The organism is Bacteroidales bacterium (genome assembly GCA_031275285.1).
Lineage (GTDB): Bacteria > Bacteroidota > Bacteroidia > Bacteroidales > UBA4181 > JAIRLS01.
On sequence record JAISOY010000204.1, the window covers coordinates 26,266 to 43,610 of the forward strand.

A 17,345-nucleotide genomic window follows, 5' to 3' on the forward strand; every position below is an offset into this window, starting at 1 on the left:
AATTTTGTTCATTACGTTGGGTGAACAGTAATGTTCATGGATATTTCATTGTTTAAAATTATGGTTACTATTCTTCTAATAATTCGGAATGTGTAGACTTTTTGATAAAAATAATATAATCAAAATCATCGACCAGTTTTGTATCTGAAAATTCATGAGACATATTGACGGCACCTACATTCCTGAATGCCAATTCATCATCTGTCAGCCATCTGCTGGCATCGTTATCTTCTTCTTTTGCTTTCTTCAGATCCAGAAGGAAGATAGGTGCATCTACTGCATTGAAAAAGTATTCATAAGTGCCTATATAAGAAGGCTGGGCTTCATAAGTATTCAATCCGTTCGATCCCACAGCAGTGTAATTCCCGTCATGAAATGCAAATCCGATGGAAACATATTGTTCTCCTAAAGAACGGGACAGGTATTCCCCCATCATTTTTCCCGTTTTTTTTACATGGCCGTTATGTGCCCATGCGACAATTCCCGTTTCGGGATTCTGCTTCTTGATCCACATCAGGTTCTCTGCCATATATTTATCTCTCGACAGATAGTTTTTATCAAGGAACTGTTCAATGATCCTGGCATTCTGTCTGGCCCAGTCCGTTTTCGCCTGACCGGAGCCTGATTTTTCAATGGCTTCCCTTATGGTGGTTATCATGCCATCAATTTTTTCTTTTTGATCTTCAGATAAAGAAACGTTACCTCTATTTTGTCTTGATTCGTGTTTGATCTTGAATAAAACATCAAATAATTCGGAGAGAATACCCAATGTTTTTTTATCGGACTGAAAGAATGTATCTAACTCGCGGATGGCTCCTTCAAAAAATTGCATATCAAAGCCGGTGAAGTAGAGTTTATTTTTCCGGATTTGATTGTGGTCTTTCATCCAATTCACCATGTCCAGCACTTCCCGGGTACGCCATGTCCAGAAGTACATTCCTTTGATCAGTTCTACCGGATCCCCCTCTCCGTCTATGATATATTGGTTCAATTTGTATGATTCGGGCATATTCGCTTCAATCGAAAAAATATTGAATCCTTTCTTTTCACACATGTATTTAAGGATGCGGTGTTTCATCATAAAGATCTCCTTTGAACCGTGCGTGGATTCACCTAATCCCAGTATCTCTATGTTTTCGGTTAGTTTCCCTATAATTTCCATGTCTGAATCATCAGATTCAGCCGGATTGAATGTCCGTAACGGATAAATGTGTTTATTCAACCAGGCGATTTCTTTCCTGTTGGGAGGGGTAAGCCTCGGTGCTCCATCAATATATTTTTTGCCATCGATCCAGATTTCAAAATCATCGAACCAAGCCTTTCCTTCCCCGGTATGTAACGCACCAAAATACATGCTGATCCCGGAGGAATCCACTTTCATATGAATGGTATATTCATTCCAGGTAGAATCTCCGCTCACGCCCCGGTCATACATATTGTCAAATCCCAGTATCTTCCCGTTTTCTCCATCGATACGGCACCATAAACCGGCATATCCGTTTTCCAGTTTCTCGGTTTTTATCTTTCCTTTAAAGGTAATCTCTTTTCCCCTTACCAGTTCTATGGGAAAAAGACCTGTGCATACCCCGAATGTTTTTTGCGAAGAGTTGGTATATTCCATCTTCAGGCTTTTCTTTCCTTCTATGTACTCCTCTTCGTCAAGATGGATCCGGTAACCGTTTCCACCACACATCCATTTTAAGGGAGCAGCCTGTTCATTTCCGAATTCAAAGCCAAGGTTCAGGAATTTCTGATCGGAAGAGGAGGGGGTATGGTTAGTACATCCCACAAAAAGGAAAAAAAGAATGATGGATACGTATTGCATATCTGGATTAGGTTTATTTATTCGTAAAAATGCGAATAAATATCATTTTTGAGAAGCGGCCTTGATGGTATATGATCGTTGATGTAAACAATGGACTTTAATGTATACTTTCAACAAGTCATTGATAGATGGATCAAACCGTTAATTACTGCTTTTGATACCTAATTTCTTTTGGACCAAAGGTAAAATATCATGAGAATCAGCAGATTTTGAAATTATTGTCGCTTCATTGAGTACATAAGTGATGCCTTGCTCTTTAACTACTTCATCAACTGCTTTATTGGCCTTTTCAAGAATAGGTTGCAATAACCTGGCCTGTTCCTGTTGAACGGATTGCTCTGCAGTTGTCCGGAATTTCTCAACATTCTGGCTCATGGTTGATAGTTCTTCTTCTCTTGATTGGCGGACCAATTCTGTCCATTTATCCCTGTTCGTTGTATAATCCTCAAATTTACGTCTGAATTCCACCTGTAGTGATTCCAACTCAGCTTCAAGTGCTTTGGCTTCCTTTTGTATCGTTACCGTTAATGAGTCATATTCCGGCATAGACTGAATCAATTTTTCCATATTGATATGTGCCATTTTTAATGTCTTCTGTGCCATTATACTTTGACTTACAGTAACAACAGAAATAACCAACACTAACCTCAGTAAAATTTTCATTTTTATAATATTTAAAGTTTATTGCAAATAAAAAGAATTAATGGTTCAGAACTATTTAAATTTTGTTAAATAACGCATTGTTAAAAAACAAAACCTGCCCCTTAAAGCAAATAATTACTTGTCAGGTTTTTCCAGAATAAAGAAGTAATGATCAACAAATATGCTGCTTATCGAAACAATAAAAAGTATGGTATATCCCTATTCTTTTTTGGTACAGGAAAAGGTCCTCTCTCCATCTTCATTAGAGTAAGTGTACGCGTTTTCGTAATATTTGATGTTGTTCTCCGTTTCATTACAGATCTCACCACTAACTTCATAGCAGACATATTCACCGGCTTCATCACATATTTCAAATCCTTCGGGAATTTCCTCGCCCTCTTTTTCAAAATAAGAGATTTTTACTTTTTGTTTTTCCACACAATCAAAACAATATGTTTTCACCTTTTTACAGGAGGATAAAGTAAGCAAAACAACAACCAACAATAATAGGTTTTTCATAATGGTACCCCTTTTAAATGATAAAATTATCCCTTTTCTGGGAGAGTCAAAGGTAAGGTATTGACAGGTTTTTTACAAGAAATCAGTAAAAAAAAACACCATCCTTACGGAAAGATACATATATCCTGATACTTCCGGAAATGTATCAACATGATGGCTTTTCTATACCAGGATCATGACCAATAGCACAATGACCAACAGGACCAGCATGATGATCAGGTTCCTGTTTCCTTTCTGTTTTTTTGCTTCTAATTTTTCCTTCATAGCTTAATGAATTTATGGATCTCCCTATCAATAAGATAACCGGGTCGACATTTATATAGATTATCGGTAGTGTTCTAAGAAGCTGTTTAAAAAAGAATTAAATGGAAAAACGCCACTGATTATCAGTTATTTAATTGGGTTGATTTTCATATCTTTATGGTTGCCAACCATATAAATTATGAAAACCGTATCCAACGGACTTAACAGGCAATTAGTGGAGCACAATAGTAAGCATAATTCTTGACAAGCGCAAACGTAAACATGATTTGGGATTGATTTTTAATGCCTTGCTGTATCTGGTAAAGACAAGTTGCCAGTGGCGGATGTTACCCAGGTGTTATCCTAAATGGAACCTGGGTGATATTTATGCCGGTGGCGGTTACAGGGGTGAATTGAAGGAACGGGTTAAGTCATTGTTAAAATGCGATTTACATATCATCCTTAGAAAGAAAACCAAAAAGTTCATCCCTTTGCCTAAAAGATGGGTTGTTGAACGAACATTTGCATGGCCGTTAAATTCCAGAAGATTAGCAATTGACTTTGAATTCAAAACCTGTTCTGCTGAAGCAATAGTTAAGATATAAGATAGCGGTTATAAAATTATTATTGAATAAAATTTAAACAGCTTCTTAGATATCGTGGATCTTGATAGGTTAAGTATTCATTGCTACATATTGTTTCCTTAAGTCATATCGTTTTCGTCGAACTCGGGTTGGTTGCTTCATTTTAAAAATAACCAATTTTACTTGTCCATACTTTCGAACGCCGTTTTCAATTGTCCTATAAATTCCGGTTTATTTTCGCAGGCAAACCGGATAGATAAATTATTCCTGTTATTGTTGGGAATGCTTATACTAATCCGGTTCCATCCCTGTTTCAGGGGAATATTTTGATATCCGGCGCCTGTCTTTTCCAATGGAGTGTTATTGATCCGGATCTCGTTTCCTTCGGTTGGGGTAAGATATATGTCTAATTTCGGCATATCGGGTTCTATCAGCAGGTCGTCCAACGGTCGCGGGCTCCACACGCGGAAAGTATACCGGGTTCTGTTATCTTGTTGCGTGGAAGGAAGATAACGGATATCCAATTTCCCTTCGGCATCTATCAGCGTTTCGGACATTTTCTTTCCCTCCGCTGGGATTCCGGCGCCGGCCAACAGTTTTTCCATAACACCGTAACCTTTGGTTGTTGAGGCAAAAGAAGAAAGCGTGCTGACATAAAATGCGGAACATTCTTCATGGAACTTTACAAATGCCGCGGAGGAACCTTTCATTTCGTTTTCGCTGCGTAAAACGGCTGCTGTTTTCAATTCTTCGGGACGTTTGTTCCATTTCCTCCAATTGGTATTACATGCATTCAGCAAGACCATCCCTTCATCAGCAAAGGGGCCGTTCAGCCCGTAACCGGAAACTTCTTCCTGCTGTATTTCGCAGAAATAGAAATCGGAGTTGACCATGTTACGCATCCATGATACGGGTTCGGGAATAAACGATGATGCTCTTCGTTTATCCAACTCCAAAACGGCGGGCAACAATTTATTATAGGCGTCAACCGTTTCCGGGACGGGACACCATAACCAGAAATCGGCTCCTTGCTTTATTTGTTTTCCAAGCATTTCCAAATCCTTTGCTGACGGGGCCGTATTGCCGTCGGCTATGATCAACGCGCTTCCCGACTGTATCTTTTCCGAAAATACGACTCCGTGTTCTTCAAAAATACGTTTTACCGGGGAGTCATTTTTTCCGAAAAACAGAATCGTCTGGTATTCCTTTTCCGGCTTGACGGATTCCCTTACCGCTGTTCCGGGCATTGTCGTCCATTTGCTCCATGCAGAGCCACCGGATGCGTTGGCCGCCTTAATAGCGTCGAACATCGGCCATGTACGGTATAGCGGTAACGTGGGGTCATAACCCGGGTTGAAAGTGGAACAATACGGTCCCATTCGTTCGGGCTGAATACCCGGTATTCCTTCCCTGTATCCGAGAAAGTGTATTCCGTCGTTTAAAGACGGTTCCGATGTTATATCCCGCTTACCGAAAGGTAATGGTTGCAGTCCGTACCACGCGATATTGAACACCGACACATAGGAAGCGCCCATGATACGTTGCCGTGCAATCAGGTCGTAACATTCATAAGCCAATCCTTCCATGCGTCCCAGTTGCGATTCGTATGCGCGCTCGCCGTTGTATTTCGACACCTGTTCCGGCGTTCCGTAATATGCCATGCTGTGTTCACCGATTCCCCATGGTTTCCCGATTGCTTCCCAGCGTTTCATGGAATTATTATCGCCGTAGTGTCCCACCGTCGTGGGAAGTATTCCGTCGCCATCATCTTCTCCGTCGCTGGATATCCATGGACGGGTGGGGTCATTTTCCCGCACAATATCGCGCCAGTCGGCCCAGGCTTTCTTTTGCATATCCATCCATTCGGGTTTGTTGAATACATGCAGGATAACGGGCTTGTTTTCATTACTTACGCTCCATCCGAAAACACTTGCATGATTGCGGTCGCGGAGCACCATACGGCGAATATGCTCCTTGCAGTTTTCCCAGAAAACAGGAGAGTCCATTTTGGGACCTCCGTCGCTGGCCCAAATGGCGGTTTCCGCCAATACGCAGATCCCCATTTCATCGGCCATATCGAGATAAAAGCGCGGATATACCTGGGCATGCGGACGCACGGCATTGGCGTTGATGTCCTTCAATGCGGTAAACCATGCCCATGCGTAACGGCGCGTCATTTGCGGCACACCCATAAAATGCCAAGAGTCGCCGCGTAATTCGAACGGCTTCCCGTTGAGCAATTGCCGGGTTCCGTCAAATGTCCATTCGCGCCATCCGAAACGCTCATATTTCACATCGGTGACCTTTTTATCATTCAGTGTAAGCATGAGTCCGTACAGATTCGGATGCTCCGGCGTCCAATATTTCAAGTCGCCTTCTTTCACAGGTATCGACACCGTTATTTTTTGTACTCTTTTGGCAGGAATAGTGATTTTCCGACCCACAAGAGATAGCGAGGAAGAACCTGCAAGTTCCCAATCGGGGACAGGCGCCGAATTTACATCTGTTCCCGATTGGTTAATCCATTCGTAAATATTGCCTTTTAACGTCGTTTTAACTTCTTTTGAACCGGTATTGGTTATTTCGACATCCAGTTCCAGCCTGGATGCCGAAACAGAAGGTTTTACAAACACATTGGATATATACGCGGACGGAACGGCCGTCAAAAAAACATCCTGCCAAATGCCTGCTATATGGTATCCCCACATGGAACCTGCAGGCACGATACGCCGTCCTTTCGTTGAATTATCCTCAAACAAAGACTGGCTGCGCACGCCTACCAATATTTCAACATTCTGTCCCGCTTTCACATAAGGAGTTATATCCGCATCGAACGGGAGAAATAAATCGAAGTTTTCTGCCACTTTCCGCCCGTTGACATATACCTCGGTAAATCCGGCAACCGCTTCGAAATGCAAGCCAATGTTGCATTCGTTCCAATCGGCGGGAATTTGCACGGAACGCCGCATCCAAGCCATTCTGACGTCATTCCATTCTTCGGGATACGACGGGTAATTGCGGTGGTCGGGACCTTCCAGGTTTCTGTTGGCAAACGAATTGATGTTCCAGGGAGAAGGTATTTTTATCTTGACCTTATCCCAACCGGAGGATACGGGTTGCGGCAACGCGGGAGCTACACCTTTACCGCGCTGGTAATCGCCCGGCAAGGGTACAGACTGGAAATCCCAACTTCCGTTCAGGCAGATCTCCTTCCTGAACGGTTTCTCTACTTTGCTGATATATCCCTCCGACGGAGCAAAAACATAAGGGTAATTCAGTTTATCGGGGTATGTTTGCTGCGAAAAAAGGGCAAAACAACAAACGAATAATATGAAAACAGAAAAAACAATCTTTCGCATGATATCAATTTTTAAATAAATATATTTTTATAGGAAACTTCCGCAGGACACAGATGTAACACCTACGGTGTTATGGTGATACGGAGAGGTCGATATTTCTATTGAAAGGTATGCCCTACGGGAATACTTATCAGTAATAGAAGAATAAACCATACGCAACGGCACAACCTCTAGGAGATTGCATAACAGCATCTGCCGAATGTATACTATATTCATTTCCTGATAATTTTAAAACGAACTTATTTTACATCTTGTTTGCTCAACATACATTCGCGAAATTGCGTCTTACATTTACGCAAGCGAATCTTACGCCGGCGAAGTTCAATTTTACATTTACGCGACTGTCCCGTATTCAGCGTAACGTTCTGCCAATGTTGTCAACTTAAGCCTCCATGTTCGACGTAACGTCTCGCTACCTCGAAGCTAAAGAAAGGCTTATGTCTTGCATATATGTGTTTGGAAAGCTGGAGCCTTCCTTTTAACCCAACGAAGTTGGGAGACTTCGCCGAACGCAGGAACAGGTCTCTTACTTTTCACAATCCGGAAACGACTTTCACATCTGCACTATCAATGGACCATACCATTATTTTATCCCCCAATTGCGGTTGGCTTTGTCGCCCATGGTGAAAACGAGTTTACCGCCCTGTACAAGGTCGTTATGATCAATAAAGACGCTGTTCAGGGGTTTTCCATTCAATGTCGCCGATTGGATGTATTTATTATCCGCAGCATTATTCACTGTTTCTATCTCGAAAAATTTTCCGTTGCCCAAATCAATCTTAACCTTATCGAAAAACGGACTGCCGATGCTGTATTCCGTTGTACCCGGGGTAACCGGATAGAATCCCATCTGCGAGAAAACGACAAACGACGACATTCCGCCGCCATCCTCATCACCGGGTAAGCCCATCAGGTCATTCCTGAACCACTGATGTACCAGGGTACGTATCCTTTTTTGCGTTTTCCATGGTTCGCCTGCATAATTATAGAGATAGGGAATATGCAGCGAAGGCTCGTTAGCCATTGAAAACTGGCCTACATTACCCGTATGGTCGGGTATTTGTGCATAGAAGGAGTATTTCCCCATCCCTAAAGGTTCCCTGAACATGATGTCCAGGTTTTTGGTGAACTCGCTCTCGCCACCCATCAGGCTGATCAGGTCGGGAATATTATGTTGTACATCCCAGCGGTAAACCCATCCGTTATTCTCGCCGTAATAACCGCGAGCGCCTATACCGCCGGAATAGCGGTAATCAAACGGTTGTATGAACTCTCCTTTGCTATCTTTCGGGTGGAAAAATTTCGTTTCGGGGTGAAAAAGATTACGGTAGTTGAATGAACATTTCATGAAATATTCATAATCTTCGGTCAATCCCAGGTCTTTGGCTAACTGTGCCAGGCACCACTGGTCGTAGGCGGTGCCCAGGGTAACTGCTACGGGTTGACGGCGTTCAAAACCATTTACTTCGGGGATGGTTTCTTCTTCGCCTTCCCTGAGCGCCGGAATATATCCGTGTTCCTTATAGAAATCATCGAGTTTTCCGGCTGGTTTTCCCGACCACGGCGCCAGTGTTTTCTCCATGATGGCCCCCTTACATGCCAGGTAAGCCTGTTTCAGGTCGAACCTGTTCAATCCCTTACGGTGGGCATCCAGAACGGATGCCACGCCATGGTTGGAATTCATGCGGCGGCTGTCGCCCGTGATCTCAGGAAAGGTAGGCATCCAGAAATGCTCCATCTGTTCGGCCATCAGCACAAGGGAGTTGATGATATCTTCTTCCCTTTCCTTGTCGATAAGCGTACGCAAAGGATGATGCGCGCGGTACGAGTCCCAGATCCAGTCATCGTTATAAAAAGGCCGGCCGTTATCTTCATGTACCTTTCCATCGAAAGCGCTGTAATAGCGGCCATCTTCCGAAATACACACAGGGCGTTCGTAACAGCGATAAAGTGAAGTGTAGAAAACTACCAGGTCTTCTTCCACGCCTCCGGATACCTGAATTTTACCCAGTTCTTTGTTCCATGTGTCCCGTCCTGTTTTTTGTATTTCCGCAAGACTTTTGCCGGTGACCTCGCGTTCCATATTTTTACGCGCCTGGGTTGCGTCAATGAACGAAATGCCGTAACGCAACGTCAGTTTTTTTGTGTTTGCGGGATAGTTCATTATAAGGCAGGCATTACGCCCGTTTGCCGAAGCGCCATCGGTGAGTTTTCCTCCATCCAGTACCGAAACGCTTTGCGGAGCCTGTTCGGGTAGCAGGTACACATAAACTCTGGTATTATTCTCCACTATCTGGAAACCCGATAAAGCCACGCCATCCCATGAGAGTTCGCCACGCCTTGAATTCAGGGCTATTTTCACATCTTCATTTTTGTCAAAATTTATTTCGTACACGGCAGACTGATGCGAGAGACCGTAATCAACGGAAATATTCTCTTCGTCAAGATATACCGAGTATGAATACGGGGTAATTTTTTCGTTATCGTAACTGTATCTTATAACGGGTCTCATCTCCTTTTTGCTTCCGTAAAACGGAGAAAGGTTGAATGCTGAACTTCCGCGATGGCTTGTAACCACGATCGGAAGGCCATCCAATACATCGCCGGTAAAGTCGCGCCGTTCGGGATACACGCGCAGCATGCTGTGCGGCATGTGGATGGTGGGAAACGTAGGAACCAACAGGTGGCTGATGTTCCCCATGTAGGGATTGACATAATCAACCGGGGATTTTTCCCGGTTTGTTCCACCTGAAGAACAGGAAACAAGAACCATCGATGTAATGACGGTAACAAACAGAAAAATATGTCCGGTAAATAACGTCATACTATTTTTAAAGATACTAAATGCGGGATATTTCATGAGAATTGATTTATAGAGTGATTTTAAAGTTTTTCAAAAATTTCTTTTCCTTCGGTAACGCCGTTTTCATTAAAAGCGTCAATGGAAAAATAATACCGGGAATCACGGTTGAAGAAGCCTCCTTCATACTGGTTTCCGAAAACCATTGCCGTATTTTTCAATTTGTCCTTTTTCACGCCCCAGCGGATAATATACCCTGTGGCGTCGTCCTGTTTTTTCCAGTTGAAAGATATTCTTCTCCGGTCATCGCGCCTGATAATATCAATATCCGAAACGATGCCGGGCGGATTACCGTTGCCTTTCCCGAAGACCCGGAACCCCGACAATGAAAATTTCCCGTCCATGTCCTTCATATTGGTGATGCGGAGATACCGCGCTTTTAGCTCCGTATCAAACACGATTAATTCATGGGGCATATCTTTTTCGTTTTTTGATTTATCCGCCAAAAGCTTCCATTTATTACCATCGGCAGAATATTCGACAAGATACTGGTATGCAAAATAAGAATCCGGGGCTTTTATATTGAATCCCTCGTCGGAAAAATTGATTTGCAGTGCATTGACGTTCATCGTTTCGCCCAGGTCGACCTGCCACCATTCGCCTTTTTTCCCGCTCTGGGACGCCCACCATGTTTCCACTTGCTCATCATTCGCTTTTTCCGGTTCATGCATAGATAACGATGAGGATGCGGTTACTGGTTTCTTATAGGAAAGAAGGTTCCATCCTGCAGAAAAATCATGGTTTTCGAAATCTGTTTTTTCCTGTGGAACATGGAAAGGATAATCAGTAAAAACCGTATGGGCATACATGCAGCTATCATCCGAAAAATATACGGGGAACAAGCCTAAACGCCTCTCGAACATATGCCTGACGGAAATACACATGGTAGCAACGTGCCAGTAATTACCGTATTTATCCTTGAATGTATGTCCATGCCCCGCTCCACCGATGAATCCTCCGGGTTTGAACGAAAACGGACTGTTCTCCTCGTAGGTGTAGGGGCCGAGCGGTTTGTCGGAAACGTACATCCCGTCGCCATATATGCGGAACTCCGTACCCGGAGCGGCATACTGCAAATAATATTTCCCTTTATACTTGATGATGCAGGGGCCTTCGTTATATCCGTCCTTGTTTTTTTCGTTATGATGACCCGGCGCTTCCCACCCGTATTTGTCCGAATGGTGTTCGATCAATATTTTCGCTTCACCCACCGCCTTAAACTTATCTTTTGGATCGACTTCGACCCCTATGATGGGATCTTTATCGGAACATCCCCAATACATGTAAACCCGCCCGTCATCATCTTTGAAGAAAGCGGGATCAACGGATCCTTTGATCTGGAACCGGAATTTCGAGTCGATATCTTCCCAATCGTCCGTATCGGGATTGGCGTTTTTGAATATTTTAGGTTCTGAAGAACTCATGAAATACATTGCGTCATCCATCACCATGATGGTTGGAGCGTAATGTTCTATGGTCGTAATCGTTTTACAGGGAATATACGTCCATTCCGTAAGATTGGGAGAACTCCAGTAACCTCCCGATTTTGAGGCAAAAAGGTAGTATTTACCTTTGAAATATTCCAGAACAGGATCGGCGGCTTCCCTTCTTGAAGGATCGTCAAACTGAAAACGATAATTCAGGTTCATCGGGTTGGCAATGATATGGCCGTTTTTCTGCTCCACTTCGGAAACCGAACAACTAACCGATACGAGAAGGATAATGGCAAAATGACAGATTGATTTCATGGTTTGATTATTTTTTCTTTTCAAAAACCCTCTTTAAGCACTTAGTGCTATTTATTGTTTTCTTAAGTTGCATTGATCAAATGGATTACGTTCAGCAAATATGACATTAATTATTTTATATTACTTAAAATACAGAAGGTTCCTGAAAAGAATCAATTGGAGTTAAATATCCTATTTTCTTTCGGGCATTTTAAAAGACAACGGTTTTTCGCGGCGCAACATTTTCGATGCTTCGCCGGTAAGGAACAGGTAATGGTCGGTTGGTTCGCCGTCGAGGCCGAGCATTTTAAAGTGTTCGCCTACGGGCGGGTTGTCCGATACTTTGAAAATAGCCGTTCCTTCATTCACTTCGTCGAACATGGCTATGTAGATCATTTCGGCACCGGCATTGATGGCCGTAGTGATCTGATTCCAATAGAAGCGGCCACCCTGGCGCGGGATAGAACCGAGAGGCATCGCTTCCTCGAAACCAGGGCCTTTACTCAGGTTGTACCAGCTGAATCCGGGCGTTACACAAGGAACGTAGCTTACGCCGTTTTCCTTGCACCATTTGATGTCGGCTAGGATATGGTCGCGGAGGCGGTTCATTTCGTAATGGAGCAGCGGAGTAAACCGTTGTACCATCCAGGGGAGAACGATATCGGCTTTACGGATCACGTCATGCAGGTAAGGATCTGGCAGGCAGTCGTGCTTCAGTTCACGCCAGCAGGTAGGCACGCCGAGCATGACGCTGCATCCACCGTATACAGGATCGTTCTGCAGGAAATCGATGAAACGCTCAATGCCAATGTCACGTGTATTATAAGGACGGTCAGGAAATCCGATTCCCCAGATGGCTACGAGCGGTTTCCCGTTGAAGAATACGTAAGTTTGTGTTCCCCGCTGGTTGGTTACCCGTAAAGAATCCACCAAATATTTCCAGTCTTCGATCAGGCTCGAACAATCCTGTCCGATTCTCAACCCGGAAAGGTCATACATCACGCCAATGGCGCGTTCGTATTTGGAGGCTGCTTCCATAGCGTTTTTCAGTACGACATTCCTTGCTTCGCCTCGCCGGGCCGCCCCGAAAAATCGCTGCATAAAAACACCGTCAACGCCGTATTCCTTCATCCATTTGAAATGAAGGTCAACAGTGCTCTTATCGGTCGAACTGAAAAAGCGGGCTGTGCTACCATCGGCATGTTTCAGGCCGGTCGGGTAGGTTTTTTCGTATTCCCTGACGTCCGGCCACATATCAATGTGAATTTTTTCCGGATCGGGATGCATCACCCCGTTTTCTGGCGCACGGAACCATCCCTGGTAGCCGGCCATTGCCAATCCTTTATAAGAAGGGTATTTTGTCGTTTTTGAATGTTTGTTTTGTGCGTTAACCGATAACGATAAAACGGATAACAGGATAAATACCGGAATACACTGTTTCATTGATTATTGTTTATTGATTATTGAATATTTGTCTTTTCATGAATAACCGGAGTCAAAAATTATTCATTCAATTGATACCTGACAAAAGCAAAACGCTTGCTGTCCGGAGCCCAGGAATTGACATTGATTGTTTTATATTACTTACTAAAGTACAAACTCACTGTTTAGCCGGATATCTTCCGAGGAAGAACCAATCATAAACCGGTAGGTTCCTTTGGGCGTAACGAAATCGTTTTTCGTTTCGTCCCAATAACGCAACAGGCTCTTTTTGATTTTTATTTCTACCTTTTTGTTCTCTCCTCTGCGGATGGTATTCCGTACGAAACCTTTCAGTTCCTTGTTGGGCGTTACTACGCCCACATCCGGCAATTTTACGTACACCTGTGAAACTTCGTCGCCGTTGTGTTTTCCCGAGTTTTTTACATTGAAAGAAATGAGCAGTTCATCACCGAGGTCTTTTATTTCGGGTTTGGCGTAATTGAAGGTTGTATAACTCAACCCGTAGCCGAAAGGATACAGCGGCTTGCTGGTGAAATACTGGTATGTGCGCCCTTTTGTGATGTCATAATCGTCAAACGGAGGCAGTTCGTCCAATGAGCTATAATATGTCAGGGGTAATCTTCCGCCGGGGTTGTAATCGCCGAACAACACTTCCGCTACGGCAGTTCCTCCCTGCTCGCCCGGATACCAGGCATTCACGATGGCGGGTATGTTATCCTGCATCCAGTTAACGGCAAGTGAACTTCCTGCAACAAGCACCACCACGATATTCGGATTGACCTTGTACAATTCTTCGATAAATTCGCGCTGGTCTTCGGGCAGGAAGATGTCGGAACGATCTTTGCCTTCCCTTTCAATGGTTTTGTTGATGCCGAGAACGGCCACCACCATATCGCATTCGCGCGCCGCTTTTCCGGCTGCTCCGTACAGATCGATGCGGTCTTTCTTGGCTGTTTCCGGAACGCGCCATTGCAAACGGGCTAAAGCATAATCGCGGTTGTCGAAATATTCAGCTTTCAGGTTATAATCCTTACCGGCTTCGAGATAAATATTGGCAGTATCCATCGTCAGTCCGCCGCGGCGCCAAGAGTCAATCAATGTCTTCCCGTCGATGCTCAACCGGCAACCGTCGTCATTGCTGAAACTGAACGTGTAATTCCCGGAAACGGACGGCCGCAATTTACCCGTCCAGCGGACAGACAAAGGTGATTCGGGCAGGAACGGGTCGGGGGCCTGATTGGCCGGTTCGAAATTGATCCATTCCTCCGTGCGTACTTTCGGGTCACCTTTCAGTTCCATATTGTCGAAATACTCGGTTTTCAGCCCTTCCGGAAAATTGCCGCCCTGAATCAGCTCCATGCCGTCTTTGGCCGATTTCCAAGGCGCATGAACAATCTTCACGTCCTTGCCCACGCGGTTGCGGATACCCTGTAAGATGGATACCGGTTCGTTGGCGGGCGTTCCGCTGTAATCACCAAACTCCGAGTTGGCCGCATTGATCCCGACCACAGCAATGGATTTCACCTTCTTCGTATTAACGGGAAGCGTATTCTTGCTGTTCTTCAACAACACGATACTCTGGCGGGCGGATTCCAACGCCAGTTCTTTATGTTTTTCCGAACCGATAACGCTGACGGGAATTTTACTGTACGGATTGGATGTCGGGTTATCGAAAAAACCAAGCAACATGCGGGCACGTAACACGCGGTATGCCGCCGTATCGATTTCGGCCTGCGACACCATATATTGCTTGTAGGCATTGAGTAGAGGGGTAATATACACATCGTCGCCGCATTCCAGGTCGAGGCCGGCTTTGATGGATAAGGTGGCGGCTGCTTCCTTCGTCTTCACATATTTCATTGCCGAAACCAGCAGGCTCGGCCCGCCGCAATCGGATACCACGTAGCCGTTGAAACCCCAGTCGTGGCGAAGCACTTTGGTCAGCAACCATGGATTGGCGGTACAGGGAACATCGTTGATAGCATTGTAAGCCGACATAATAGAAGCCGCTTTACCTTCCTTCACGCACATCTCGAAAGCCGGCAGGTAATATTCACGCAACTGCCGTTCGGATATTTGCGGATTGCACACAAAACGGTTGTGTTCCTCATTGTTTGCGGCAAAATGTTTGGGTGTGGAAACGATTTTCAGGTAACGGCTGTCGTTGCCCTGCAAACCTCGCACGAAAGCGGTTCCCAGCACGCCGGCCAGATACGGGTCTTCGCCGTAGGTTTCGGGCGTGCGTCCCCAGCGTGGGTCTCTCGACATATTTACGGTGGGCGACCAGAAAGTGAGCAGATCGGTAAAACGCGCGGTTTGCAACCGTCCATACTCAAGGTAATTCCAGCGGGCGCGGGCTTCGTCCGAAATGGCCGTAGCCACTTTGTGATGCAAATCCGGGTTCCACATGCTGGCAAGGCCTATCGCCTGGGGAAAAACCGTGAAGCGGCCGGGACGTACAACGCCGTGGAGCGCTTCGTTGCCGTGATAATACTTGGGGATATCCAGCCGTTCAATTCCGGGAGAAGTTGCCCGGAGCAAACTTATTTTTTCCTCGATTGTCAAACGGGACAGTAAATCCATGATACGGTCGTGGACAGGCGCTTTTTCATTCCTAAAAAGCATGTTATCCTGCGCACCGGCGGGAAACATTCCGAAGACAAGCAAAAGAGCGAAAACAATTCTTTTCATTTTTAATTCTGTTTTTTATGCATTTTATTTTCTAATAACCAATGTATGGAAAGATTGTGGCTTCAGTGTCAGGCTATAAATATCTTCACCGATTTTTATGCTGGGGGAAACCACGCTATTGTTTTTGTTCCGAATAACCAGAACCAAACTGCCATCGACATTCCTGAATGCCAGCATATCGTTAAATTCGCCGGTGACAGATAAACGTTGCGCGCCCGGAAGCACATAATGACTGAAATGTTTCATCAGGTAATACTCATAATTGTACTTATAGGTTTTTGACTGTACATCCACGGTAATTAATGAATTCTGGCTCCATCCCCATCGGCTTACTCCTCCTTTTTCTAATGAAATATTCCAATAGCAATATACATTCGTACCGTTCGAAAGATAATGTTTCATCAATTCCCATGCATAACAACAATATTCCCAATCATTTCTCCCATCTCCACATTCCTGTTCTGTCTGGTATATTTTCAGCAAAGGATAATCTGTATGTATTTTACCGACAGCGCCTTTTCCTGCCCATTGGAAACCTACGCCTTTAATGTATTTACTGCTTTTTTCATCCAGCAATAGCGTATCGACCAATAGCGTGTTGGGCCTTTCCATGGTGCCGAACATTACCTCTGTTCCAATCTTCGCCATATGAGGGCCAAGATATTCGCCAACAAACGTATTTATTCCGGAAGCCGTCCATGTGCAACTCGGAAATACCTGACAGGAATTAAACTCATTTTGCGGCATTACCATCGAAATATGAATCCCTTCATTTCTATATGCCTCAATAAATTTCGCGAAATAAAGTGCGTATGCTTCAAAATATTTTTCATCCTGAATAAACATGTTCGTCCCTTCTTTTCCCATCTGGGAAGGAAGCAATCCATTCGGAAATTTCTCGTTTCCGGAAACATTGCAAGCATAATGCTTGTTATATTTCATCCATGCAGGCGGAGACCACGGAGACGCCCATATAGTTAACGAAGGGTTATAATTTTTCGCCAACCGGATAAAAGGTATTAAAGTTTCGAAATCATTAGCAATAGAGAAATTTTTCATTTCAAAATCACCTTCAGTCTCGTTGTACGAATACCAGTTCCGTGAAAAATCATTTGCTCCGACAGGCATCCTGCAAATCGTAAAATTTGTCCCCTTTCCGGGATAGAATAATTCTTTCAGAATATCATCCCTGTCTTTTTCAGACAACGCACTTAATGAAGTCCAACCCAATTCGTTAAAACAAGCGCCGAAACCATCGATGGTTTGTTCTGGGTTTGCCAGATGTACTTCCGCACTAATGGATGCACCTCCTTTTTCTGTTTTTATATGCTGACTTTCCTGATGAACCCAGGAATTATCGGGAGTAGACATCACCCAGTCAATAATTTTCTGTTTTTTGCAGGAAACGCATACAAAAGCGATACATAAAGAAAATAAAATTGTTCTCATAAC

At 44.3% G+C, this 17,345-nt stretch carries 10 protein-coding genes; 1 reads left to right on the forward strand and 9 read right to left on the reverse strand.

Translation table 11 applies throughout. The features are described from left to right. Window positions 1-67: 67 nt before the first annotated feature. The 3 genes from LBQ60_20165 to LBQ60_20175 all read right to left on the reverse strand — a co-directional run bounded on the left by LBQ60_20165 (window position 68) and on the right by LBQ60_20175 (window position 2,986). On the reverse strand, window positions 68-1,825 hold the full coding sequence (locus LBQ60_20165) for an erythromycin esterase family protein (protein MDR2040241.1): 1,758 nt from the start codon (window positions 1,823-1,825) through the stop codon (window positions 68-70). Between the two features lie 141 nt (window positions 1,826-1,966). Next, window positions 1,967-2,488: an OmpH family outer membrane protein gene (locus LBQ60_20170; GenBank protein ID MDR2040242.1), complete on the reverse strand. Its 522-nt coding sequence runs from the start codon at window positions 2,486-2,488 to the stop codon at window positions 1,967-1,969. 198 nt (window positions 2,489-2,686) lie between these two features. Then, complete coding sequence (locus LBQ60_20175) at window positions 2,687-2,986, reverse strand: hypothetical protein (GenBank protein MDR2040243.1); 300 nt, start codon at window positions 2,984-2,986, stop codon at window positions 2,687-2,689. Between the two features lie 500 nt (window positions 2,987-3,486). Between LBQ60_20175 and LBQ60_20180 the strand changes: the two genes are divergently transcribed. Continuing rightward, window positions 3,487-3,834: a transposase gene (locus LBQ60_20180; GenBank protein ID MDR2040244.1), complete on the forward strand. Its 348-nt coding sequence runs from the start codon at window positions 3,487-3,489 to the stop codon at window positions 3,832-3,834. Window positions 3,835-3,992: 158 nt separating this feature from the next. On the opposite strand, the gene LBQ60_20185 is transcribed toward LBQ60_20180, so the two are convergent. The 6 genes from LBQ60_20185 to LBQ60_20210 form a co-directional block, all read right to left on the reverse strand. Beyond that, complete coding sequence (locus LBQ60_20185) at window positions 3,993-7,172, reverse strand: glycoside hydrolase family 2 (protein MDR2040245.1); 3,180 nt, start codon at window positions 7,170-7,172, stop codon at window positions 3,993-3,995. A gap of 583 nt (window positions 7,173-7,755) precedes the next feature. Then, window positions 7,756-9,945 carry a glycoside hydrolase family 92 protein gene (locus LBQ60_20190; protein MDR2040246.1) on the reverse strand — a complete coding sequence of 730 codons (2,190 nt, stop codon included), beginning with the start codon at window positions 9,943-9,945 and terminating at the stop codon, window positions 7,756-7,758. Between the two features lie 110 nt (window positions 9,946-10,055). Continuing rightward, window positions 10,056-11,780 (reverse strand): family 43 glycosylhydrolase, encoded by a 1,725-nt coding sequence (locus LBQ60_20195; GenBank protein MDR2040247.1) that lies wholly within the window; start codon window positions 11,778-11,780, stop codon window positions 10,056-10,058. A 171-nt stretch (window positions 11,781-11,951) separates the two neighbouring features. After that, complete coding sequence (locus LBQ60_20200) at window positions 11,952-13,202, reverse strand: xylosidase (GenBank protein MDR2040248.1); 1,251 nt, start codon at window positions 13,200-13,202, stop codon at window positions 11,952-11,954. Between the two features lie 144 nt (window positions 13,203-13,346). After that, window positions 13,347-15,854: a glycoside hydrolase family 3 C-terminal domain-containing protein gene (locus LBQ60_20205; GenBank protein ID MDR2040249.1), complete on the reverse strand. Its 2,508-nt coding sequence runs from the start codon at window positions 15,852-15,854 to the stop codon at window positions 13,347-13,349. 63 nt (window positions 15,855-15,917) lie between these two features. Next, the gene (locus tag LBQ60_20210; protein ID MDR2040250.1) at window positions 15,918-17,342 is read right to left on the reverse strand and encodes a beta-glycosidase; all 1,425 of its coding nucleotides are present in this window, start codon (window positions 17,340-17,342) and stop codon (window positions 15,918-15,920) included. Window positions 17,343-17,345 lie beyond the last annotated feature (3 nt).